This window comes from Kribbella sp. NBC_01245 (assembly GCF_036226525.1).
Classification (GTDB): Bacteria; Actinomycetota; Actinomycetes; order Propionibacteriales; family Kribbellaceae; genus Kribbella.
Window position 1 is genome coordinate 2,572,585 of record NZ_CP108487.1, and the last position, 23,527, is coordinate 2,596,111.

A 23,527-nucleotide genomic window follows, 5' to 3' on the forward strand; every position below is an offset into this window, starting at 1 on the left:
TGAGTGCCTCGGAGTAGAACTCGATTCGGGCTTCTGCTCATAGGGCCGAAGGGAGGTCAGGGTAGGTGGGTTGGGACGTTATGCGGAGTGACTATTTGGATAGCGGAAGGGAGGGAGTGGGGGGCTCCGGGGAGGGCGGAGTGGGATTGGAGGATGGCTTGGCAGGTTCGGCGGAGGTCGGTGGGGAGGTCGTGGTGGAGGACCGCCGAGAGGTGGCCGGAGGCCAGTAGGCGGGTGTTGTCGGCGTCTAGGTCGTGGGCGATGAAGACGGCGCAGTCGCGGCCGAGGGTGGTGAAGGCGTTGACGATGGCCTGGTTGGCGCCGCCGATTGAGTAGACCGCTACCAAGGCCGGGTCGGCGTTCAACGCCGACAACGCGAGGGCGTGCATGGTTTCGTCTAGGCCTTCGGTTTCGGGGAGTTCGACCAGGCGGCGGGATGGGGCGAAGCGGCGCATGGCCGTACGGAAGCCCATTTCGCGTTCTTCTTCGCCGCGGAAGGACTCGCGGCTGAGGGTGACCAGGACGTTGCCGGGGCGGGGGCCGAGCCATTGGGAGATGAGGTACGCCGCGGTGGTGCCGGCGGCGCGGTTGTCGATGCCGACGTACGCCGAGCGGCGACTGGTCGGGAGGTCGGTCACCAACGTGACGACCGGGATGCCCGCCGCCACCAAACGGTCGACGGCCGCGACAATCGAGGGGACGTCCGGCGCCTTCAACACCACGCCGTGCGAGCCGCGGCGGCGGATGCGGTCGAGGGCGCTGACGAGTTCGAGCGCAGTCGCCGTCTCCGTGAGGTCGAAACGCGCGCGGATCATCGCCGGTCGCAGGCCCGGGAGCTCTGCTTCGAGTGCGGCACGTACGGCGCTCGAGAATCGCGCGGGTGCCTGCATCACGAGGTCGATCACGAAGGTGCGGCCGCCTAGGCGGATCTGGGATTGCTGGCGTTCGAGGTCGACGATGGCCTGTTCGACCTGGCGACGGGCGCGCACACTCACCCCGGCGCGGCCGTTCAGCACGCGGTCGACGGTGGTCTCGCTCAGACCGGCCTGTACGGCGATGTCGCGGATGCGGAAGGGCCTGCCCACGTCGTACCTCCGGAGCATAGAGAATGACGGGTTTTTGGTGGATTTCCGAGCTCCCAAAACCGCCTGTCGCGACTCAGGCTAGTGCCACAACCAAGACAAGGAGATGGCGCAGATGCGAGTTGAGGATTGCCGGGTCGAGGACCTGGTCGAGGTGGTCAGCGTGAAGACCGATCTCGCCGACTATCCGATGGCGGCTGGGGTCGAGCAGGAGGTCCTGGTGTACGACGCCGCCCAACTCACCAAAGACGCAAAAGCCGAACTAGCGCGGGCGCTCAAGGACGGCCCGGGCATCTTCGTCATCAAGGGGGCCTTCGGCAACGACGAGGTGGAGGCCGTCACCAAGGAGTTCCAGGGCATGATCGCGGACCAGCGCGCCGCCGGGCAGCAGGCCGGGGACCACTTCGCGAAGCCCGGCGCCAACGACCGCGTCTGGAACGCCCTCGAAAAGCTCGCCCTCAGAGCGCCCGAGGCGTTCGCGAACTACTACAGCAGTGATGTGCTCGCCACCGTCGCAGAGGCCTGGCTTGGACCGGCGTACCAGGTGACGTCGCAGGTGAATGTGGTCAACCCCGGCGGCGAAGGCCAGACCGTTCATCGGGATTACCACCTCGGATTCCAGTCGAACGACGTTGCGGCAAGCTTTCCGGATCACGTCCACCAGCTGTCCGCCGTACTGACCTTGCAAGGGGCGGTCGCGCATTGTGACATGCCAGTGGAGAGCGGGCCGACGCTTTATCTGCCGCATTCCCAGAAGTACGAACTGGGATATCTTGCCTGGCGGTTACCGGAATTCGGTGAGTACTTCGTTGCCGACCACGTTCAGTTGCCATTGGCAAAGGGTGACGCGGTGTTCTTCAACCCCGCGCTGTTCCACGCGGCCGGCTCGAACCACTCGCAGGACATCTACCGGATGGCGAATCTGCTGCAGATCAGCTCGGCCTTCGGGCGCGCGATGGAGAGCGTCGACCGGACCACGATGTCCAAAATGCTGTATCCCACGTTGCGCAAGCTGAAGGCCTCCGGCACAGTGGACCGTCTGCTGGACAACGTGGTCGCCGCCAGCGCTGAGGGCTACAGTTTTCCGACCAACCTCGACCGCGATCAGCCGATCGGTGGACTCGCGCCACTGAGCCAGGCCGACGTGGTCCGGCAGGCGCTGGCGGAGGACTGGCCGGCGGAGCACCTCCAGCAGACCCTGACCGAGCACGACCACCGCCGTCGCACCAGCTGAACGTCGTGCCAGTTGACTGCAGTTGAACACTCGAGGGAGAACCACCTATGGAGCCACTTCGCATCGGCATTCTCGGCGCGGCCCGGATCTCGGCCGCCGCGATCGTCGCACCCGCCAAGCTGACCGGCGCCCGCCTGGTCGGAGTGGCGGCGCGCGACCGGGACCGGGCGGAGGCGTTCGCGGCCGAACACGGCGTCGAACGCGTGCATGCGACGTACGACGAACTGCTGGCCGATCCCGAGATCGAGGTCATCTACAACCCGTTGGCCAACAGCCTGCACGGCCCGTGGAACCTCAAGGCCATTGCCGCGGGCAAGCACGTGCTGACCGAGAAACCGTCCGCCAGTAATGCGGTCGAGGCCGCGGCGGTCCGGGACGCAGCGCGGGAGAAGGGCGTCGTGCTGATGGAGGGGTTCCACTACCTCTTCCACCCGGTGACGCAGCGGCTGCACCAGTTGCTGGAGAAAGGCGAGCTCGGCGAACTGCGCCATGTCGAGACGACGATGGTGATGCCCGCACCGGCCGATGACGACCCGCGATGGTCGCTCGAGCTGGCGGGTGGGGCGTTGATGGACGTCGGGTGTTACGCCTTGCATGCGCAGAGGATGTTGGCGCCGTGGGGCGGCGGGTTGCCGTCGGTGGCCAGCGCGAAGGCGGCCGAGCGGAGGCGTCGGCCGGGCTTGGACGAGTGGCTGACGGCCGTGCTCAAGTTCCCGAACGGGGCCAGCGGGACCGTGCGGTGCAGTATGGCGGCGGACGAGGTGGAGTTCAGCTGCCGCGTCGTCGGGACGCGTGGCGAGGCCTTCGCGCCGAACTTCGTGCTGCCGCACCTCGATGACCTGGTCACGATCAAGACGCGCGAGGACACCTGGGTCGAGCAGCTCGGGCGCAAGTCGTCGTACACGTATCAGCTGGAAGCGTTCACCGACCACCTCCGCGATGGCGCGGCCCTGCCGATCAACGCCGACGACGCCGTCGCGACGATGGAGCTGATCGACGAGACGTACCGTGCGGCCGGCCTCACGCCGAGGCCGACCGCAACCATCTAGTCGTGGGTGGGGAAACCCAAGTTGAGGCCGCCGTGGGTGGGGTCTAGCCAGCGGCTGGTGACGACCTTGCCCTTGGTGAAGAAGTGCACGCCTTCGGTGCCATGCGCATGCGTGTCACCGAAGAGCGAGTTCTTCCAGCCACCGAACGAGTAGTAGGCCATCGGCACCGGGATCGGCACGTTGATGCCGACCATGCCGACCTCGACCTCGTTCTGGAAGCGGCGCGCGGCTCCACCGTCGTTCGTGAAGATCGCCGTGCCGTTCCCGTACGGGTTCGAGTTCACCAGCTCCAGCGCGGCGTCATAAGAGTTCACGCGTACGACGGACAGGACCGGGCCGAAGATCTCGTCGGTGTAGATCGACATATCCGGCGTGACCTTGTCGAACAGGGTCGGGCCAAGCCAGAAGCCGTCGTCTCCCCCGTCAAAGTCGTCCTGACGGCCATCGACCACCAATTCGGCGCCTTCGTCAGAGCCGGCGGAGACGTAGGAGACGACCTTGTCGCGGTGCGGGCCGGTGACCAAAGGACCCATATCGCAACCGCGCGTGCCGTCGCCGGTCTTCAACGTAGCCATCCGGGAGGCGATCTTCGAGACCAGTTCGTCCGCGATCGGCTCGACCGCGACCAGGGCCGAGATCGCCATGCAGCGTTCGCCGGCCGAACCGAAGCCCGCGTTCACCGCGGCGTCGGCGGCGAGGTCCAGATCGGCATCCGGCAGTACGACCATATGGTTCTTCGCGCCGCCGAGGGCCTGGACGCGCTTGCCATGCGCCGTGCCCTTTTCGTAGACGTAGCGCGCGATCGGGGTCGAGCCGACGAACGACACCGACTTGACGTCCGGGTGTTCGAGCAGACGGTCGACGGCCTCCTTGTCGCCGTGCAGCACGTTCACCACGCCGTCGGGCAGGCCCGCCTCCTTCCAGAGGGCGGCGACGGCGTTCACGGCCGACGGGTCCTTCTCGGATGGCTTGATCACCACACTGTTGCCACAGGCAACCGCGATCGGCACGAACCACAGCGGCACCATCGCCGGGAAGTTGAACGGCGAGATCACCGCGCTGACGCCGAGCGGCTGGCGGATCGAATACACGTCGACCTTGGTGGAGACGTTCTCGCTGTAACCGCCCTTGAGCAGATGCGGGATCCCGCAGGCGAACTCGACCACCTCGAGCCCACGCGTCACCTCCCCCAGCGCGTCGGACAGCACCTTGCCGTGCTCGGCGGTGATCAGCGCGGCGATCTCCTCCTTGCGCTGGTTGAGCAGCTCGCGGAAGCCGAATAGCACCTGCGCGCGCTTCGTCAGCGACGTCGCGCCCCAGGCCTTCGACGCCTCGTGGGCGACCTTCACCACCTCGTCGACCGTGGCCGCCGAGGCGAGATCGAGCTCACCGGTCACCGCACCGGTGGCCGGGTTGTAGACCGGGCTGGTCCGCTCGGCGACACCGGTCCACGAAGCGCCGCCGACGAGATGGGTGATACGGGATGTGCTCACGAGAATTCCTCAGGGTTGAACGAAGGGTTGTTCGAAAGTGGGCGGCTCGGCCCAGCGGGACAGGTAGTCGGTGATGGTCTCGAGCATGAACGTGCTCGACTCGCGAGCGCGTTCCTCCCAGGCGAAGACACAACTGGTCACCGTGCCATCGAACCCCGCCAGCTCCAGGCTGGAAAAGAGCTCGGCGAAGTCGACTTCCCCCTGACCGATGTCCAGGTGCTGGTGCACCCGCACGGTCGAGCCGGGCGGATTGACGATGTAGCGCAAGCCCGACGAGCCGGTGTGGTCGAACGAGTCGGCGAGGTGGATGTTGGTCAGCAACGGACCGGCGTACTCGATGATGCCGGCCGCGTCGTTGCCCATATGGAAGGTGTGCGGCGCGCAGTAGAGGAATGAGACCAGTGGACTGTTGATACCGCGGATCAGGTCGATCGCGGCCCGGCCGTCCTCCTCGAAGTCGTCCGGATGCGGCTCCAGCACCAACCGCACGCCCTCGGCCTCGAACACCGGCAACAGGTCCTCCAGCGAACGCCAGAACTGCGCCTCACTCCGGGCGGCCTGCTCGGGTCTGCCGTTGAACTCGGTGTTCATCACGTCGACGCCGAGGTCGGCCGTTATCCGGATCGCGCGCTTCCAATACCGGACGGCGGCCTGCCGTTCGTCCTCGTCGGGGCCGGACCACTTGTACAACGGCAGCACCGACGAGATGCCGACGCCCGCTGCCGCCAGCGAGTCCCGGAAGGCCTTCACGCCGCCGTCGTCCACTCGCGGGTGGTTGAAGAACGGCAGGAAGTCGTCGCGCGGGGACAACTCCAGCCACTGATAGCCCAGATCCGCGACGAGTCCGGGCAGATCCAGCAGTGGCACCTGCCGGAACATGTACGGATCCAGGCTCAGCTTCATCCCAGGACCTCGCTCCGACGTACCATCTCGACCTCGACCGGGAGGCCGGTGGTGAGGGATTCGACGCCGGCCGTGCAAACCGCGGCCGCGGCGTAGCCGTCCCAGGCCGAAGGTCCGTCGATCTCGCCACACTTGGCCGCGTCGACCCAGCGCTGCATCTCGATGTCGTACGCGAGGCCGAAGCGGACGCGGAAGTCGTCCGGTACGGAACCACCCCAGTGTCCGGTGGTCTTGGTCAGTACGTCGACGCCGAGGCCGATCGTCGCGCTGCCCAACTCCCCGACGGCCTCGCAACGCACCTCGTACCCGACCTGGCAGTTCACGAACACCTCGACATCGGCGATCGCGCCATTGGCCATTTCGAAAACGGCCAGCTGGGGGTCCAATACGCCCTCGGCAACCAGGCTGGTCGGCCGAGGAGCGCGCACGGTGATCCGGGCGATCTCGTCATCGAACAGCCAGCGAGCCACGTCGACCTCGTGCACGAGTGAGTCGCGCACGATCATCTCGCTGCGGAACGTGTCCGGCACGGTCCTGTTCCGGTGCACGTTGTGCAGCACCAGAGTACGACCGAGATCGCCCGAGTCGAGCAGCTTCTTCAGCGCCGCGTACTCCGGGTCGAACCGGCGCATGAAGCCGACCTGGATCAGCGATTTGCCGACCTTGTGTTCGGCCTCGACCACGCGTAGCGACGACTCGGTGTCCATCGTGAGCGGCTTTTCGCACAGCACCGGCTTCTGCACTTCCAGACACGCGTGCAGCTGTTCGGCGTGGGCGAAACCGGGTGAAGCCAGGATCACCGCGTCGACGTCGTCGGCGGCGATCAGGTCTAGCGGGTCGTTGACCGTACGGACGCCGAGCCGGTCCGCCAACGCCGAGGCGCGAGCGGTATCCGGGTCGGAGACCGCGACCAAGCGGGCGCCGGAGGTCTTCAAAGCGACCCGTTCGGCGTGGTCGGCGCCCATCAGGCCGACGCCGATGATGCCAATCCGCAAGTCAGTCATTCTTCTCCAAAGACTCCAAAGGCTCCGCAGACCCCAAAGGCGACTCGATCGGGCCCGTGACGGTGGCCGGTGAGACCACCGCACCGGCGTCGATCCCGCGCAATTCGTGGCTCAGCGCCTCCAGCTCGGCACCACCGGCCATCTCGTTGGTGAGCTGCTCCAGCGTGATGTCGGCCCGATGGGTGTCGAGCGCGACCCGGCCCAGCTTGAGTACGACGAAGTGATTGCCGACCAGGTAGGCGTGATGCGGGTTATGCGTGATGAACACGACGCCCAGCCCGGCATCGCGCGCCTTCACGATGTACTTCAGGACGACGCCCGACTGGTTCACACCCAGCGCGGCCGTCGGCTCGTCCAGAATCAGCACCTTGGCGCCGAAGTAGATCGCCCGCGCAATCGCGATGCACTGCCGCTGCCCCCCGGACAGCATGCCGACGGGCTGTTCCAGGTTGGGAATCGAGATCCCCATCTTGGTCAGCTCGTCCCTGGCGACCCGCTTCATCTGCGCCGCGTCGAGGGTGCCGAGCGCGCCGGTCGGAACGAACTTGGTCAGCCGCGTCGACTTCATGATCTCGTTGCCGAGGAAGAAGTTGCGCCAGACCGACATCAGCGGCGCCAGCGCGAGGTCCTGGTAGACCGTCGCGATACCGCTGTCCATCGACTCACGAGGTGAGCTGAAGTGCCGCTCCTCGCCGTTGACCGACATCGTGCCGGCCGTGTAGTCGTGCAGACCCGAGACGATCTTGATCAGCGTCGACTTGCCCGCGCCGTTGTCGCCGAGCACGCAGGTGATCTCACCCTGCCGCACGGCCATCGAGACACCGCGAAGGGCGTGCACATTGCCGTAGCTCTTGCCGATGTCATCCAGATGGACGATCGGCGAGGTCGGGCTGGTGGCCGCCTCGTCGGCGAATCCCTTGGTGATGGTCATCTCAAGTCCGCCCTGTTCTTGACGACGAGGTTGACGATCGTTGCCAGCAGCAACATCAGACCCAGGAAGGCCTTGAACCAGTCCGCGTTCCAGCCGGCGTACACCACGCCGAGCTGGGTCATACTGAAGATCAGCGCACCGACCGCCGAGCCGACGATCGATCCGTAACCACCGGTCAGCAGACAACCACCGACAACCGCCGCGATGATGTAGATGAACTCCTTGCCGACACCTTCACCGGACTGCACGCTGCTCTGATTGAAGAGCAGGTGCATTCCGGAGAACCAGGCGAAGAAGCCGACGGTCATGAACAGGCCGATCTTGACCCGCTTCACCGGCACACCGACAGCCCGAGCCGCTGCCGCGTCGCCGCCCACCGCGAAGATCCAGTTGCCCACCTTGGTCTTCAGCAGCACCCAGGAAGCGATCGCAACGAACACGACCCACCAGATCACCAGGATCTCGATACTGAGCCTGCCGATCTTGAACTCCGAGGCGAACACCGCCTGGCCGGAGCTGAAGCCGTCCATATCGCGAATCGAGTTCGACGAGACGGTGCCGGCCAGGATCCTGGTCACGCCCAGGTTGAGCCCCTGCAGGATGAAGAAGGTGCCGAGCGTCACCAGGAAGCTCGGCAACCCTGTTCGCATCAGCAGCCAGCCGTTGAACGCGCCGACGCCCACTGCGACCACCAGCGCCACGACAGCCCCGACCCAGACGTTGACGCTGAACTGGTAGGCGAACAGGCCGCCGGTCAGTCCCGCCGTCGTGACCGCGACACCGGTCGACAGGTCGAACTCGCCACCGATCATCAGCAGCGCCACCGGTACGGCCATCATGCCGATCAGAGCGGCCTGGTAGAGGATCGTGCCGGTCGAGTTGATGCTGCGGAACGTCGGCGCCGTGATCAGGAAGAACACCAGGACGACGGCGGCGCCGACCAGCGAACCGATCTCGGGACGACTCAGCAACCGGGCCGCTATCGAGCGGCGGCCGACCCGGTCATCCGCCGTCGTAGTTGCCGTGAGTGTGGAAGCCATGGCCTCAGCGAGTCCCGTTGGCGGCGAACTTCTCCACCGCGGCCACGTTGTCCTTGTCGATGAACGCCGGACCGGTCAGCGTGGCCTTGCCACCACCGATCGTGTTGCCGTTCGTCTTGTACAGCCACAGGTTGTCGACAGCGAGATAACCCTGCAGGTAGGGCTGCTGGTCGACGGCCCACTGCACCTTGCCGTCCTTGATGGCTCCGACCAGTTCCTTGTTGGTGTCGAAGGTCCCGACCTTGGCGCTGGAACCGGCCTTGTCGACCGCCTGAACCGCGGCCAGCGCGAACGGAGCGCCGAGGGTTACGACGTAGTCGACGGCCTTGTCCTGCTGGAGTTTCGAGGTCATCGTCGTCGTGCTACCGGGCATGTCCGTACCGGTGATGTAGACGTTCTCCACCGCCGGGAACTTGTCCTTCACGCCCTGGCAGCGCGCCTCCAGACCGACGTGGCCCTGCTCCTGGATCACGCAGATGGCCTTCTTCGCGCCGACCTTGGTGAGCTGGTCCCCCGCGGCCTGACCGGCGATGCGCTCGTCCTGACCGAAGTAGGCGATCGCGCCCGCGTCCTGCCAGTGCTCGATACCACCGTTGAGGGCGGTGACCGGGATGCCCGCGGCAACGGCCTTCTTCACGTTGGCCGAGACCGCGTCGGGCTTGGCGAGCGTCACCGCGATGCCGTCCACCTTGGCGTCGATCGCGGTCTGGACCAGGTTGGCCTGGTTGGCGCCCTCGGGATCACCCGAGTACTGCAGCTCCACGTTGTCCTTCGCCGCGGCCGCCTCGGCGCCCTTGCGAACCAGGTCCCAGAAGGTGTCACCGGGAGCGGCGTGCGTGATGAAGGCGATCTTCATCCGCGGGGTGTTCGCGACGTTGCCACCACCTTGGCCGTTGTTCTGCTCCTCCTGCTTACCGCCGGACGAGCTGCACGCGGCGAGGGCGATCGCCAGGCTCAGCGCGGCCCCCGTGGCCACTGCCTTCTTCTGCCACCGAATCATGAGTCGAAACCAACCTCTCGAGTGTTCCCACGGCCCGTGCCGTGGGGTTGGTAATGCAAGACCCCGTTACTCACCTGAGTCCCCAGACGCTCAGAGTCCGTGTGCCGAAAGATAGGCGAAGGTGCGCTCCGCGATCGGTAGCGGCACGTCGGCCGAGCAGGGATACAGATCCTGCTCGACGATCGCGTACACGTCGACCTCCAGTTCCGCCAGCGCGGCCAGGATCGGCGGCAGGTCCGGCAGTCCGGCCGGCGGCTCGCACATCGCCCCCAGCTTCACCGCCTCGCCGAATCCCAGGCCCTTCTCGTTGACCTCGGCCAGTACGACCGGGTCGACCTGCTTGAGGTGGACGTACCCGATGCGCTCCGGGTAGTCCTGGATCAGCTTCAGGTTGTCACCCCCGCAGTAGCTGATGTGCCCGGTGTCGAGGCACAAGTTCACAACCGCCGGGTCCGTCTCCGCGAGGAATCGCTCGACGTGCTCGTGCGTGTCGATATGGGTATCCGCGTGCGGGTGGAACTGGGTCTTCAACCCGTACTCCTCCGCGATCCGCCGGCCCAGCTCGTTCATCTGACGGCCGTGCCGCGCCCAGCCCGCGTCGTCCAGCTCGGGTGGTTCCAGCTCCTCACCCGTCTGCGGGTCGCGCCACGCGGACGGGATCACCACAAGGTGCTTCGCGCCCATCGCCGCCGTGAGCTCGGCCGCCGCCGACACGTCCTTCCAGGTCGAGTCCCACGAGCCCGGCTGGTGCAGGTGCTCGAAGATCGTGCCCGCGGTCAGCTCGAGCTCACGCTTGGCCAGCTCGTCGCGCAACCGCGCCGGGTCCGTCGGCAGATACCCGTACGGCCCGAGCTCGATCCGGCGATAGCCCGCCGCCGCGACCTCGTCCAAGAACCGTTCCCACGGCGTCTGTTGCGGGTCATCCGCGAACCACACGCCCCACGAATCCGGTGCGCTACCGACCTTCACTTTCGCCATGTCAGTCCTCCTCTACGGGCGCGATGTACCAATGCTGGGCCTGTTTCGATTCCTCGTACGACGTACGCGCGGCGCGGGTCGAGTCGAGCTCGGCCACCTCGCTCACGGGCACGTCCCACCACGACTCGCTGTCGGGCGCATGGACCAGCGGATCGGTCCGGACATGGATCATGACCGGCCCTTCTGCCGCCTTCGCGGTGGCGACGGCCTTCTCGAGCCCGGCCCGGTCGTCCACCTCGATCACGTCGACGCCGAGACTGCGCGCGTTCGCCGCGAGATCGACCGGGAGGTAGTCCCCGTCGAGCCGGCCATCGCCCGAGCGCCGCCGGTACGCCGTACCGAAGCGTTGTGAGCCAAGGGATTCCGACAGCGCACCGATGGACGCGAAGCCGTGGTTCTGCACGAGTACGACGATGACCTTGACGTTCTCCTGCACGGCGGTGACGAGTTCGGTCGACATCATCAGGTACGAGCCGTCGCCCACCATCACGAACACGTCGCGATCGGGAGCACCCAGCCGTACGCCGATACCGCCAGCGATCTCGTAACCCATACACGAATACCCGTACTCGACGTGGTATCCCTTCGCGTCCCGGGTCCGCCAGAGTTTGTGCAGGTCTCCCGGCATCGAACCGGCCGCGCAGACCACCACATCGCGCGGGTCCGACGTCTCGTTGACCACGCCGAGCACCTCGCCCTGGGTGAGCAGGCCGGCCGCGAGGCGGTCGGTCACCTCGGCGGGCGGGTTGTACGTCTGCTCGACGATGCCGTCCCAGACCTGGGCAAGCTCGTCCGTCCGTTCGCGGTATTCGTCGTCCACGGACCAGCCGCCGAGCGCGGTCTGCAAAGCGGTGAGCGCCTCGCGGGCGTCGGCGATGACGGGCAGGCCAGCGTGTTTGCCGCCGTCGAATCGGGCGACGTTGAGGTTGACGAAGCGCACGGCCGGGTTCTGGAACGCCGTCCGCGAGGCCGTGGTGAAGTCGCTGTAGCGGGTGCCGATCCCGATCACCAGGTCCGTCTCCGCCGCGAGCGCGTTCGCCGCCGTCGTACCGGTCGAGCCGACCGCACCGACGGACTGCGGGTGGTCGTACCGCAAGGAGCCCTTGCCCGCCTGGCTCTCCGACACCGGAATGCCGGTCGCCTCGACGAAGGCCTGCAGCGCCTCCTGCGCCCGGGAGTACGCGACGCCGCCGCCCGCGACGATCAGCGGGCGCTCGCTGTTCCGGATCAGGTCGGCCGCTTGCTCGATGATGGATGCCTCGGGCAACGGCCGGGCGATGTGCCAGACGCGCTCGTCGAACAGCTCGTCGGGCCAGTCGAATGCCTCCGCCTGGACGTCCTGCGGCAGCGCGAGCGTCACGGCACCCGTCTCGACGGGATCGGTCAGGACACGCATCGCGTTCAGGAGGGCCGACGGCAGTTGCTCGGGCCGCCAAACCCGGTCGAAGTACTTCGAGACCGGGCGGAAGGCGTCGTTGACCGAGACGTCGCCCGCGCCGTACGACTCGAGCTCTTGCAGGACGGGCGTCGCCACGCGAGTCGCGAACACGTCGCTCGGCAGGAGCAAGACCGGCAGCCGGTTGATCGTGGCGAGCGCGGCACCCGTCACCATGTTGGTCGAACCCGGGCCGATGCTCGCCGTACACGCGTAGGTCTGGAGGCGGTCGCGAGTCCGCGCGAAGGCGGCCGCGGTGTGGACCATGGCCTGCTCGTTCCGCGCCAGGATGTACGGCAGGGCCGTCGGATCCTCCAGCTCGGACTGCAGCAGGGCCTGCCCGACGCCGGCCACGTTGCCGTGACCGAAGATGCCGAACATCCCGGCGAACAGCTTCTGGCGTTCGCCGTCGCGCTCCGAGTACTGGACGCTCAGGAAACGCACCAGTGCCTGGGCGACAGTGAGCCGCACCGTCATCGCTTGCCTCCGAAGGGTAGACGCGGGTCGATCTGCTGGCTCTCCCAGCTCTCCCGGACCCAACCGTGCCGCGGGTCGTCGCTGATCAGCCATTGCCGTTCCGCACCGGGCCCGGCCATCACGTTCAGGTAATACAAGTCATACCCGGGCGGCGCCATCGCAGGCCCGTGCCAGCCGTGCGGCACCAGCACCAGGTCGCCATCGCGGACCTCGGCCAGTACGTCGATCGGCCGCTCGTCCGTGCCGTAGACGCGCTGGTAGGCGATCGGCTCGTTGTTGCCCGGAGCCCCTTGTTCGGACTGGAGCTCGAAGTAGTAGATCTCCTCCAGCTCACTCTCCTCGCCGGGCTTTTGCTCGTCATGCTTGTGCGGCGGGTACGACGACCAGTTGCCGCCCGGCGTGATCACCTCACACGCGATGATCGAATCCGCCTCGAGCACCGCCGGCGTACCGAAGTTGTTCACCTGTCGCGACGCCACTCCCGCTCCGCGCAATTCCGTCGGCACCTGCTCCTTGCCCAACCGCCTGAAGTTGTACGACGTTGTCGCCTTCGCGTGCGGCAGGGCGATCCTTGCTCCGTCGACCGATTCGATCGTAAAAACGGAGTCGATCGGGATGTAAGCGAGGTCGGTTGGACCGGCGAAGGGGCTAGTGCGTCCCTCGAGTTTGACGGTCTCGCCGGCGCAGACCACCTCGGCGGAGCCCTGGAGCGGCAGCACGATGTACTCGCTGGAGCCCGTCTCGATCTCGCGGGATTCCCCCGGCGCGAGCGTTACGACGTACAGGCCGGTGTGCGACCAACCGGGTTCACCCGGCACGACGGCGAGGTCGAAGCCGTCGCGGGCCGTAGTCCCCGTGGGGCGGAACCACTCGGTCATGCGGCACCTCCGTGTACGAGTTGGGCGGCGTGATCGACCGCCGCGGCGACATCTCCGTCGGGCGGGAAGAGCAGCGCACGCCCCACCACGAGACCACGCACGGACGGTAGCTTGAGCGCCTTGCCCCACGACGCGTAGGTGTCCTCCGGAGCGGCCGTCGGGTCGCCGCCGAGCAACAACGTCGGCAGGGTCGTCGCCTCCATCACGCGCGGCAGATCGTCCACCACGGGAAGCTTGAGCCAGGTGTAAGCGCTGGTCGCACCCAGGCCGGAAGCGATTTGGATGGACTTGATCACCGAGTCCGGGTCGAGCAGGTTCTGCACCCGCCCGTCCTTGCGGATCGACCAGAACGGCTCGACCATCGCCATCAACCGGCGCTCGGCCAACTCGGTCACCGCCCGGGCGCTCGCCTCCAGCGTCGCAACCGTACCGGCGTCCCCGAGGTCGATCCGGGTCAGCATCTTGCCGCCGTCGATCCCGCGCGCGTCGAGCTCGGCCGCGCAGTACGCCGTGAACCGGTCGTCGAGCTCGAACACCGAACCCTGCAGACCGCCCCGGTTCATCGACCCGATGACGAGTTTGTTCTCCAACGCACCCAGCAGAAGCAGATCCTCCAGCACGTCCGGGGTCGCCAGCACACCGTCAACCCCCGGCCGCTCCAACGCGGTCAACAAACGATTCAGCAATTCGGGCCGACTGGCCATCGCCATCTTGTCGTCGCGGACGCCAAGCGAACCACGCGCGGGATGATCCGCGGCAACGATGAGCAACTGCCCGTCATCACCAAGCACCTCCCGCCTAGCCCGCGCCTCCCACGCCTCACCAATCGCGTACGGCCGCCGCGCCCGAATCTCCGTCAACTCCCCGAAATCCCGCACGCCCCTCACGCCCCGCCCGTTTTCTGATCATCGGGCCCTTGTGACGCGGCGTGTCGCCGTTCATCGGGCGCTTCTGACCGTCGCGAGCCGAGCAAATCCTCAACCTCAGTCGAGGTCGGCATGGCGGTGGAGCATTCCAGCCGGGAGGCGACGATGGCGCCGGCGACATTGGCGAAACGCAGGGTCTGCTCGAGCGGCCAGCCCGCCAGCAGCCCGTGGCACAAGGCGCCGCCGAACGCGTCCCCGGCGCCGAGCCCGTTCACGACCTCGACCTCGAACGTCGGCACCTCAACCCGCTCGGTCCGGGTCCGCGCGAGCACACCCTTCGGACCCTGCTTCACGACCGCGAGCTCGAGCCCCTTGTCCAGTAAGGCGAGTGCGGCCTTGTCGGGATCGGTCTCGCCGACCGCGACCTCGCACTCCTCCCGGTTGCCCACGGCAACGGTGCAGTACTGCAGGGCCCGATCGACCTGCTCATGCGCCTCACTCGGATCCGCCCAGAACATCGGCCGGTAATCCAAATCGAGCACCGTGATCGACTTTCGCCGCCGCGCTTCCCAGGCGGTGAAATGCGCGGTCCGGCTCGGTTCCGCCGACAATCCGGTCACGGTCGACCAATAGATCTTCGCGTCCTTGATCGCCTGGAGATCCAGCTCGGACGGATTGATCACCAGGTCCGGCGCTTTCGGGAATCGGTAGAAATACAAGGGAAAATCGTCTGGCGGAAAGATCTCGCAGAAGGTGATCGGCGTCGGCAATCCGTTCACGCCGGTGACGAATTCGTCGGATACGCCGAGCTCGCCCAACGTGCGGTGAATGAATTTGCCGAACGGGTCATTCCCGGTCCGGCTGATCACGGCCGACTTACGCCCATGCCGCGCCGCCGCGACCGCCACATTCGTCGCGCTGCCACCGAGGAATTTGCCGAACGTCTCGACGTCCTCCAGGTGCACGCCCGTCTGCAACGGATAGAGGTCGACGCCGATCCGGCCGATGGTCAAAACGTCGTACATCTCAAACCCCTTCGGCGAGGTGCCGCAGATGCGCCACGCTCGCCCGTACGTCGGCCAGCGGACCGTCCGACCCTGGCGCGGGCGCCTCGGTGAGGATCGTGTCCTGCTCCAGCACGTACCAGCCGTCGTACCCGGCGGACTCCAGCGTCGTGACGATCGTGCCGAGGTCGATATCGCCGGCACCCAGTGGGCGGTACATCCCCTGCCGGACGGCGTCGGTGTAGCTCACGGCCCCGGCCTGGACCTTCGCGGCCCAGCCGGCGTCGACGTCCTTGAGATGGGTGTGCACGATCCGGGCCGTGTGCCTCTTCGCCAGCTCGACCGGATCGACGCCGCCGATCAACAGATGACCCGTGTCCAGGCAGAGGCCGATCGTGCTGCCACTCAGGACCCGGTCGACGTCGTCCGCGTTCTCCACCATCGTGCCGACGTGCGGGTGCAGCGTCGCCACTAGGCCTTGTTCCGCGGCCACTTTGGCCAGCCGATCGAGGTTGCCGAGCAAGGTGGACCAGCCGAGGTCGTCGAGGACCGGGCGATCGTCGTACCCCTCTTGGCCGGTCGCGGCCGCCAGCACGAGAGTGCCCGCGCCCGCGGCGACGAACCCCTCGAGCGCCTTCGCCACCTCCGGCAGCGGGTCATGCCCGGGGTCGTGCAACACCACCGGCACGAATCCGCCGACAGCCTTCAGACCGTTACCGCTGAGCGTCGCCGCCTTCTCGGCCGGGGCATCCGGCAGGAAACCGTCCGGCCCGAACTCGGTCGCGGCCAAACCGACCTCGCGCATCTGGTGCAGCACGGTCTCCGCGTCGTACTGCCAACCCCACCCGGGCACCTCGCACACACCCCAGGAGATCGGCGCGCCCGCGATCCGGTTCTCGATCGAGCTCATCGTCCTACCTCGTCCAGGTTGACCGGGCGGTTCTCGCGCCGGGAGATCTCACAGGCCTCGGCGATACGGAACGCCTCCAGCGCATCCCGAACCGTGCAGGGCACCTCCCGCGTCCCGGCGACCACCTCGGTGAAGGCGGTCAGCTCCGCGACGTACGCCGGGTGGAACCGGTCCATGAACGTGCCATGTGCCGGCCCGGCGGGGAACGTCACACCCGCCTCGGCCGACGTCAGCGCCGCGTGGTCGTCAAGCCCGACGGCCAGGGATCCCTTGCTACCAAGGACTTCCATGCGTACGTCGTGCCCGGCGCCGTTGTACCGCGTGCCGTTGACCATGACGAAGGTGTTGTCGTCGAGCGTGAGCAAGGCGGCCGCGGCGTCGATATCGCCGTACTCCCCGAAGAACGCCTCGCCGCGGTTCGCGCCGGTCGCGTAGACGCTGACCACCTCGCGCCCGGTGACGAAGCGCAGTGCGTCGAAGTCATGCACGTTGCAGTCGCGGAAGAACCCGCCGGAGGTCGGGATGTACTCGGCCGGCGGCGGCGCGGCATCGCCGGTGTTCGCGCGGATCGTGTGGATGTAGCCGAGCTCGCCGTTCCTGACCGCCGCGGCCGCCTTGCGATAGCCGAAGTCGAACCGCCGCTGGAACCCGATCTGCACCAGCACGTCACCGGCCTCGACCGCCTCGACGACGGCCTTGGTCCCGGCGAGATCGACCGCGAGTGGCTTCTCGCAGAACGTCGTGATGCCCTTGGCCAGCCCCTTGCCGAGCAACTCGGCATGGGCGGACGTGGCCGCCGCGATGACGAATCCGTCCAGTCCGCTGGTGAGCAACGAGTCCACGTCCGGGGCGAACTCGGCCCCCAGTTCCTTCGCCACCACCTCGGCCCGATCGGGATCCGCGTCGGTGATGACGACCTGATCGACCGCGGCCAATGCTGCCAGTGTCGCTGCGTGGAAGGCGCCGATCCGGCCGGCACCGACCAGTCCGATTCGCATACTCCGATTACCTCTCGCCGAAGGGCTGACTGGCGTCAACACTGGTGGGCCGTGACAGTGATGTCAATAGTTTGTTAGAACATCTTCACGTCGTGACATACATACCCTCGAGATGTAACCTCATCGCCATGGCAGCCCTCCCGGTGCGCATCGATCGGACCAGTCCGGTGCCGCTCTACCACCAACTGGCCGAGCAACTCGAGGCCGCGATCAGCGGCGGCGTCCTCAAGCCGGGCGACGCCTTCGAGAACGAGGTCGCACTGGCCGACCGCCTCACGCTCTCCCGGCCGACCGTGCGCCGGGCCATCGCCGAGCTCGTCAACCAGGGCCTGCTGGTCCGCCGTCGCGGCGTCGGCACCACCGTCGCCAACCGGATGGTGCACCGCCGCGTCGAGCTCACCAGCCTGTACGACGACCTGGTCCGCGAAGGCCGTACCCCTCGGACCGAACTGCTCAGCCTGCAATCCGACGCCATCCACGAACCGGCCGCCCTCGCCCTGGACCTGCCGGCCGATACGCCGCTGGTTGCGATGGTCCGCCTGCGCTACGCCGGCGACGCCCCTCTCGCGATCCTGCGGAACTGGCTGCCCGCGTCGATCGGCGCGGGTCTGACGCCCGAGGGGTTGTGCGCGGACGGCCTGTACGCGCTGCTCCGCGAACAAGGCATCCGCCCAACCGTCGCCCGCCAGCGAATCGGCGCCCGCAACGCCACCGCGGCCGAGCGCCGCCTGCTGCACACGTCAAAAGCCGAACCGCTACTCACGATGACCCGCAGCGCGTACGACTCGGACGGCAAGCCAGTCGAATACGGCAACCACTGCTACCGCGCCGACCAATACGCCGTCGACGTCATGGTCTCCGAACGCTAACGGAGCAGTAGTTGCAGGGTCTGAGCCGTCATTGGCCAGGTCCAGGAGTGGTGGATTCGTTGGCGGCCTTGTTCGCCCATTGCTTTGGCCTTGATCGGGCTTTGCAGTAGCTCGAGCAAATGCGCGGTGAGGTTATCCGCGGTCACCACGTATCCAGTTCGCCCGGCCTCGACGGTTTCCGGCGCGCCTCCAGAAGAACCGATCAACACCGGTTTTCCACAGGCCGCGGCCTCCAGCGCGACAATTCCGAGCGCTTCCGGCTCTAAACCCAACCGCCTCGTGCGGCAAGGTAAAGCGAAAACGTCCGCCGCGTCCTGATAAGGCGGAATCTCCGCAAACGGAACCGGCCCGGTAAAAATCACCGACTCCCCCACGCCGAAACGCTCGACCAATCCCTCGAGCCGTCCGCGATCTGGCCCGCCGCCGACGAGCAGCAAGACCGCATCCGGCACCACGGCCAGCACCTCCGGCCAGGCCCGGATCAACGAGTCCTGCCCTTTGCGCGGCACCAGCCGCGATACGCAGGCGACCACCGGCCGGTTGCCCAAGGCAAGCTTCGCGCGAACCTCGGCTCCACCACACCCCGGATAGAACCGCCGAACGTCCACCCCTGGCCGCAAGCGCTGCATCCGCCCACGCGCCTCCACCGACAACGCAGGAGCAATACGAGACGCACACCAGTCGGACACAGTCGTCACCACGTCGGCCGAATTCCCGATCCGCCGCAGCGCCTGCCGCGATCCGGGGAGCGCGGCCCACCACGTCTCGTGCCCATGCGTGATCGCGACGATCTTCCGCGCCCCCGCCTTCCGAAGCGCCGGCCCCATCAAACCAAGTGGAGCGGCAGCACCGAAGATGACCCGATCCGCCTGATACTCCCGCAGTACGTCGGCCGCGTGCCGTCTGACCCGAGGCGTCGGCACCAGCATCGTCGTACGGTCGCGCACGACGGGGAACGGCAGGCGCGCGTCGTACGCGCGATCGCCCGGCATCGTCGACGTGAAGACGACCAACTCGTCGCTGGGCAAGTAGTCGCACAGCGCCCGTACGAACGTCTCGATGCCACCTTGGCGAGGCGGGAAGTCGTTCGTGACTACGAGGATGCGGCTCATTTCGGGACCAGCGGCGGTACCTGGATGCCGTTCTGCGCACCCCAGGCACGACTCATCGCGATCCGCTCGGGCGGTGTCGGATGACTCGCGAACAGGATGTACCGCCAGCGGGCGGGTTCGAGGCCCGACAGGTTGGTGATCGACAGGCGGTGTTGCATGTCGGCGAATCCGGCCGGGTCCCTGGTCAGGTTGAGCGAGTGCAGATCAGCGCGGGCCTCGATCCGCCGGCTGACCAGATTCTGCACCGGCCCGGCGAGCGTCGTACCGGCGGTGATCATGGCCAGCAGCAGCGCGGTCCGGCGCGGATCGGCGATCCTTGCCCCGAGCAACACCCGGAGCAGGACGATCGCGAAGGCAGCGGCCAATGCCCCGATCAGGGTGCCGTGCAGTACGTCGTCCTCGGCCGCGTGCCCGAGTTCGTGCGCGACGATCAGCCGGACCTCTTCCGGCGGCGCCGCCTTGAGCAGCGTGTCGTAGACGACCAGGCGACGAGTCGAGCCGAAACCGGATACGTAGGCGTTCAGTGACGTCGTACGACGGGATGCGTCCGCGACGAGCACGTCCTTGACCGGCACACCGTCATCGGCCGCGAGCTTCATGAACGCATCGCGCTGTGCCCCGGCCGGCATCGAGGTGAACTCGTTGAACTGCGGCTCGATCAGCACCGGATAGGCGAACGAAACGACGATCACCAGCAACGCCGCCAACGCCGCCGCGGGCGCCCACCACCAACGGCGCCACTTCCGCGCCAACGCGACGACGATGAGCAGCACGATGATCACGCCCAACGTGCCGATGACCCAGCTGACCGCGCGATCCCGGGTCCACGAACCCCAGTCCTGCGTCGACAGACCCCAACGACGTAGCACCCGCTCACCCGCGATGTCGGTCGGCAGAGTGATGACGTTGGCCAGCAGACCCAGTACGACGGCCACGAGCGGGAGTACGACGTACCAGCGCTTGAGGCGGATCGTGTCGTAGATGCGCCGGCCGAGCGGGGTGAACCCGATGACAAGCGGTACGAGCAAGGAGAGGATCCACGATACGGTTGACAGCGGCAACAACTCGGACCGGAACCGCTGCTGCCGGTCGATCTCCTGGGCGGTGAAGTCGAGCGCGGCATCCGCAGGCGGTATCCCCTTCAGCGAGACCCAGGGCGTGGTCCAGACGATCACCGCGACCAGGGCGATGGCCAGGGCTAGTGCGGCCCACCTCGGCGCGTTCCGGTCTTTGGCGACGGGGGCGGCTGATGTCATGCGGCCTATTCTGCGGCCTCAGCCGCCGGCTAGACGCTCCAGGTACCGCTGCCAGTCCTGCACGAACTCCTGCTCGGTAGTCCCCAGCACATCCTTAAAGGCCTTCGCCAGACCGTCCTGGCTCTTGGAGGCGTGCACTGCGCGGTAGAACTGGACCAACTTCGCCTGACCTTCTGTCTCGGCAATAAGTCGGCAAGCGAGCCAGCTCGACTCGTAGGCGACAGCAAGATCCGCAGACGCCGCTGCGAAGGCCTCAGGGGAAGGAAGGCTCTTGGGCCCCTTGCCGGCTCGAACCGCCTTGAAAAGCTCGGCGGCCGCAGAATCCGTATTGACGTCCACTGCGGTGAATGCCACGTAGTCGGCGAACCCCTCGGCCAACCAGAGCGGCACTGGCGAAGCGGTCGCGTTCGAGGCGATGTGAGTCGTCTCGTGCGTGAGGACGATCCGGCGCCCCTGGCGGCCCAGCTCGCCGAAGAGCTTTGGATTCGCGACCATCCGGACCGGCGCGTTCGGCGTTGGTTGGTCGAGCTCGGCCATCGTCACCGCGGCGATCTGCCCGTAGGTGTTCGCCTGGGCGCCGAGGAGTTGCTCCATCTGGACCTGCTTGGCCGGCAGGAAGAGCACGGCCTTGCGCCGCCACTTCCGCCCCCAGACCTCGGTGACCGAATCGACCGCCTGGTCGACCAGATTCGCATAGGCGTCGAGGTCGGCGGTCTCGTGCAGGCTGACCACCAGGCTGTGATCGCCCTCGACCAGATGCAGCTCCCCCATCGCCCAGATCGGCCGGCGCTGACCGCTGACGAACCGCTCCGAGAACGAGGCGGCGTACGTCGTCGTGCCGCGCGTCACCATCGTCACGGGCAGAATCGCTCGCGCCGGTTTGGCGTCGAAACCCTGCAGCTGCCAGGTCACCTCGACCTGCGCGAGCCACGCCTCGGTGACGCCGAGGGCCTGCAAGCGATCCGGTTCGATCGCGCCCGGGTCGTCGCTGACGTAGCGCATCCGGAAGACGGCGAGTGGAAGGTCTCGCAGGTTGTTGTAGACGACGCGCGCCTCGTCGCGGAAGGCGTTCGAGCGTGGGTCGACGACGGCCAGGAAGCCCGCGCGATCTCCGTTGTCGACGGCATCCGCCATCGCCTGGAGCACCGCGCCGCCGACCGTGGCACGTCGTACCCCTTCAGCAGCCTCATCCGGCGAGCTGACCGTACTGGTCGGAGACGGCCCGGCTCCGGGTGGAGGGCTGTCCTGGTCCCGGCCGATCTGCCGGATGCCGACGTACCCGGCCGACGCCGCGAGGCCGATGGCCAAGCCGAGCGCGACCCGTCGGGTGAGCAACCCGACGGTGGCGCGGTCAGCTGTGTCCTGCTCGTCGATCACTTCCGTCACTGTAAAGCGTCCTCCGGACAGTGATCGCCAACGGCCTGCCGCTGGCGGACTAGCCCGGACGGGTGGCGCCGGCGTAACCGCTCATGTAGTCGATGTCGTCGATCGCGACCGGTTTGCCCGGACGCGGCGCGTGCACCATCCGGCCGTTGCCGATGTACATGCCGACGTGGTGGATCGGGCTGCCGTAGAAGACCAGGTCACCAGGCATCAGCGCGCTGCGCCTGACCCGACGGCCTTCGCTGATCTGTGCCCGCGAGGAGTGCGACAGCGAGACGCCGGCCTTGCCCCAAGCGGTCATGGTCAGACCGGAGCAGTCGAACGAGCTCGGACCATCGGCGCCCCAGACGTAGCGGTCACCGAGCTGGTCCATCGCGTACTCAACGGCGATCTTGGCGCGGCCGGACGCCGGGATGTTGATCTCTTCGCCCATCCGGCCCTTGTCGCGGCTGGCGCGCAACTCGCGGAGCTTGCGCTCTTCCTCCCGGGCCTCGGCCGCGAGCTTGTCGCGCGCGGTCTTGTCGAGGCGGGCGACGACCTGCTCGGCGTCGGCCAGTGCCTTATCGGCCTGCGCCTTCAGCTGGTCCTGCTTGGCCTGAACGCTCTGCAGGGCGGCGAGCTCGGTGCGCTCACCGGACTGGAGATCGGCCAGCTTGCCCTGCGCGGTCTGGAAGCGCCGCAGCGTGGCGGACTGCTGACCGGCGAACGCCTGGGCCGTGGAGGCCTGGGCGAGGAACGTGTCCGGGTCGTCGGACAGAAGCAGCTGGGCCGTCGTGGTCATACCGGTCTGCTGGTAGCCGGCCACCGCGAGGGCGCCGATCTGAACCTTGATGCCGTTGACCTGGGCCTGCTGCTTCTTAATGCCGGTGGAGATCGCCTTGACCTTGCGCGTCGCCGCCTTGATGTCGTCGCGCAGATCGTTCGCAGCCTCTCCGGCGATTTCAGCCTTCTCTTGGAGAGCGGCGACCTGAGCGCGAGCCTGCTCCAGTGTCGGCTGGGGTTCGGCGGCGGCCGAGCCCGGCACGAGCATGACTCCGATCAGTGCGGTGCTGGTGATGGCGGCGAGGGCGAGACCTCTGGTGCGGTACGTGCGGCCGGTGGACACAGCCCGGTAGGTTCCCTTCCGACTCATGCCGTCCCCGTAGGCCATCACCGCTCGGTGGCCCAACATCGGCGTTTGCTACCCGGCCTCCCCGGGAATGGGGAGGCGCCAGCGAGTAACGAGTGGTAACAGTAGTAACCGATTCGTGACCGGGGCAATTCGGCCCCCTGGTTTGATGGAAACTTAACGCTCCAGGGGCACCGAAGGTCACGGTCAGCTCACGGAAACCTTTGTCTAGGCGTGGCGGCGGGTCGGGCCGTGCTCCGGGGTGTCGTCGTAGTCGAGGGGGTTGTCCACCGCGTGCACCAGGCGCAGGGGTGGGACCAGCCCCGATTCGGCCAGCGCGTCCAGGGCGGCCAGCTCCTCGTCGTCGATGACCAGGCTCTGATGCCGCTCGGCGTGCAAGCCGAGCACCACACTGACCACGCAGTCCCGGCACTCCGGGCCTCTCATCACACAGGCGTCGCAGTCGATCAGCATGTCGTCCTCCAAGGTGGGGAAGGACCGGAGTTGCATCCGGTTG

At 67.1% G+C, this 23,527-nt stretch carries 22 protein-coding genes; 3 read left to right on the forward strand and 19 right to left on the reverse strand.

Features of this window, described 5'->3' with window-relative positions; genetic code table 11:
- Window positions 1-56: 56 nt before the first annotated feature.
- A complete protein-coding gene (locus OG394_RS11315) occupies window positions 57-1,085 on the reverse strand; it encodes a LacI family DNA-binding transcriptional regulator (protein WP_328995139.1) in 1,029 nt (342 codons plus the stop codon).
- Between the two features lie 112 nt (window positions 1,086-1,197).
- Here OG394_RS11315 and OG394_RS11320 point away from each other — a divergent pair, with 112 nt between their 5' ends.
- Window positions 1,198-2,316 carry a phytanoyl-CoA dioxygenase family protein gene (locus OG394_RS11320; protein ID WP_328995140.1) on the forward strand — a complete coding sequence of 373 codons (1,119 nt, stop codon included), beginning with the start codon at window positions 1,198-1,200 and terminating at the stop codon, window positions 2,314-2,316.
- Between the two features lie 47 nt (window positions 2,317-2,363).
- The gene (locus tag OG394_RS11325) at window positions 2,364-3,365 is read left to right on the forward strand and encodes a Gfo/Idh/MocA family protein (RefSeq protein ID WP_328995141.1); all 1,002 of its coding nucleotides are present in this window, start codon (window positions 2,364-2,366) and stop codon (window positions 3,363-3,365) included.
- Here the strand turns inward: OG394_RS11325 and OG394_RS11330 are convergent.
- The 13 genes from OG394_RS11330 to OG394_RS11390 all read right to left on the reverse strand — a co-directional run bounded on the left by OG394_RS11330 (window position 3,362) and on the right by OG394_RS11390 (window position 17,282).
- On the reverse strand, window positions 3,362-4,858 hold the full coding sequence (locus OG394_RS11330; RefSeq protein ID WP_328995143.1) for a CoA-acylating methylmalonate-semialdehyde dehydrogenase: 1,497 nt from the start codon (window positions 4,856-4,858) through the stop codon (window positions 3,362-3,364). The two genes, OG394_RS11325 and OG394_RS11330, sit on opposite strands and share 4 nt — an antisense overlap.
- 9 nt (window positions 4,859-4,867) lie before the next feature.
- Window positions 4,868-5,761 carry a sugar phosphate isomerase/epimerase family protein gene (locus tag OG394_RS11335; RefSeq protein ID WP_328995144.1) on the reverse strand — a complete coding sequence of 298 codons (894 nt, stop codon included), beginning with the start codon at window positions 5,759-5,761 and terminating at the stop codon, window positions 4,868-4,870.
- Entirely contained in the window at window positions 5,758-6,765 is a 1,008-nt protein-coding gene (locus tag OG394_RS11340; protein WP_328995145.1) for a Gfo/Idh/MocA family protein, read from the reverse strand. Before OG394_RS11340 ends, OG394_RS11335 begins: the two co-directional genes overlap by 4 nt.
- Window positions 6,758-7,696, reverse strand: a complete 939-nt coding sequence (locus OG394_RS11345) for an ATP-binding cassette domain-containing protein (RefSeq protein WP_328995146.1) — start codon at window positions 7,694-7,696, stop codon at window positions 6,758-6,760. Before OG394_RS11345 ends, OG394_RS11340 begins: the two co-directional genes overlap by 8 nt.
- A complete protein-coding gene (locus OG394_RS11350; RefSeq protein ID WP_328995147.1) occupies window positions 7,693-8,736 on the reverse strand; it encodes an ABC transporter permease in 1,044 nt (347 codons plus the stop codon). The genes OG394_RS11345 and OG394_RS11350 overlap by 4 nt, the downstream gene beginning before the upstream one ends.
- A 4-nt stretch (window positions 8,737-8,740) precedes the next feature.
- Window positions 8,741-9,736, reverse strand: coding sequence for a sugar ABC transporter substrate-binding protein (locus tag OG394_RS11355; protein ID WP_328995148.1), 996 nt, complete (start codon window positions 9,734-9,736; stop codon window positions 8,741-8,743).
- A 90-nt stretch (window positions 9,737-9,826) separates the two neighbouring features.
- Window positions 9,827-10,714 (reverse strand): TIM barrel protein, encoded by an 888-nt coding sequence (locus OG394_RS11360; protein ID WP_328995149.1) that lies wholly within the window; start codon window positions 10,712-10,714, stop codon window positions 9,827-9,829.
- A 1-nt stretch (window position 10,715) separates the two neighbouring features.
- Entirely contained in the window at window positions 10,716-12,626 is a 1,911-nt protein-coding gene (gene iolD, locus OG394_RS11365) for a 3D-(3,5/4)-trihydroxycyclohexane-1,2-dione acylhydrolase (decyclizing) (protein WP_328995150.1), read from the reverse strand.
- Window positions 12,623-13,504, reverse strand: coding sequence for a 5-deoxy-glucuronate isomerase (gene iolB / locus OG394_RS11370; RefSeq protein WP_328995151.1), 882 nt, complete (start codon window positions 13,502-13,504; stop codon window positions 12,623-12,625). The genes iolD and iolB overlap by 4 nt, the downstream gene beginning before the upstream one ends.
- The gene (locus OG394_RS11375; protein WP_328995152.1) at window positions 13,501-14,364 is read right to left on the reverse strand and encodes a Cgl0159 family (beta/alpha)8-fold protein; all 864 of its coding nucleotides are present in this window, start codon (window positions 14,362-14,364) and stop codon (window positions 13,501-13,503) included. Before OG394_RS11375 ends, iolB begins: the two co-directional genes overlap by 4 nt.
- Before the next feature lie 23 nt (window positions 14,365-14,387).
- Window positions 14,388-15,395 (reverse strand): 5-dehydro-2-deoxygluconokinase, encoded by a 1,008-nt coding sequence (iolC, locus tag OG394_RS11380; RefSeq protein ID WP_328995153.1) that lies wholly within the window; start codon window positions 15,393-15,395, stop codon window positions 14,388-14,390.
- 1 nt (window position 15,396) lies between these two features.
- The gene (locus tag OG394_RS11385; protein WP_328995154.1) at window positions 15,397-16,284 is read right to left on the reverse strand and encodes a sugar phosphate isomerase/epimerase family protein; all 888 of its coding nucleotides are present in this window, start codon (window positions 16,282-16,284) and stop codon (window positions 15,397-15,399) included.
- Entirely contained in the window at window positions 16,281-17,282 is a 1,002-nt protein-coding gene (locus OG394_RS11390; RefSeq protein ID WP_328995155.1) for a Gfo/Idh/MocA family protein, read from the reverse strand. The genes OG394_RS11385 and OG394_RS11390 overlap by 4 nt, the downstream gene beginning before the upstream one ends.
- Before the next feature lie 128 nt (window positions 17,283-17,410).
- Here OG394_RS11390 and OG394_RS11395 point away from each other — a divergent pair, with 128 nt between their 5' ends.
- A complete protein-coding gene (locus tag OG394_RS11395; protein WP_328995156.1) occupies window positions 17,411-18,151 on the forward strand; it encodes a GntR family transcriptional regulator in 741 nt (246 codons plus the stop codon).
- On the opposite strand, the gene OG394_RS11400 is transcribed toward OG394_RS11395, so the two are convergent.
- From OG394_RS11400 to OG394_RS11420, 5 genes are all read right to left on the reverse strand, one after another.
- A complete protein-coding gene (locus OG394_RS11400) occupies window positions 18,148-19,263 on the reverse strand; it encodes a glycosyltransferase family 4 protein (protein ID WP_328995158.1) in 1,116 nt (371 codons plus the stop codon). The two genes, OG394_RS11395 and OG394_RS11400, sit on opposite strands and share 4 nt — an antisense overlap.
- Window positions 19,260-20,519, reverse strand: a complete 1,260-nt coding sequence (locus OG394_RS11405; RefSeq protein ID WP_328995160.1) for a M48 family metalloprotease — start codon at window positions 20,517-20,519, stop codon at window positions 19,260-19,262. The genes OG394_RS11400 and OG394_RS11405 overlap by 4 nt, the downstream gene beginning before the upstream one ends.
- 18 nt (window positions 20,520-20,537) lie before the next feature.
- A complete protein-coding gene (locus OG394_RS11410) occupies window positions 20,538-21,905 on the reverse strand; it encodes a hypothetical protein (RefSeq protein ID WP_328995161.1) in 1,368 nt (455 codons plus the stop codon).
- A 49-nt stretch (window positions 21,906-21,954) separates the two neighbouring features.
- Window positions 21,955-23,034, reverse strand: coding sequence for a C40 family peptidase (locus tag OG394_RS11415; RefSeq protein WP_328995162.1), 1,080 nt, complete (start codon window positions 23,032-23,034; stop codon window positions 21,955-21,957).
- A 204-nt stretch (window positions 23,035-23,238) separates the two neighbouring features.
- Complete coding sequence (locus OG394_RS11420; RefSeq protein WP_328995163.1) at window positions 23,239-23,520, reverse strand: hypothetical protein; 282 nt, start codon at window positions 23,518-23,520, stop codon at window positions 23,239-23,241.
- Window positions 23,521-23,527 lie beyond the last annotated feature (7 nt).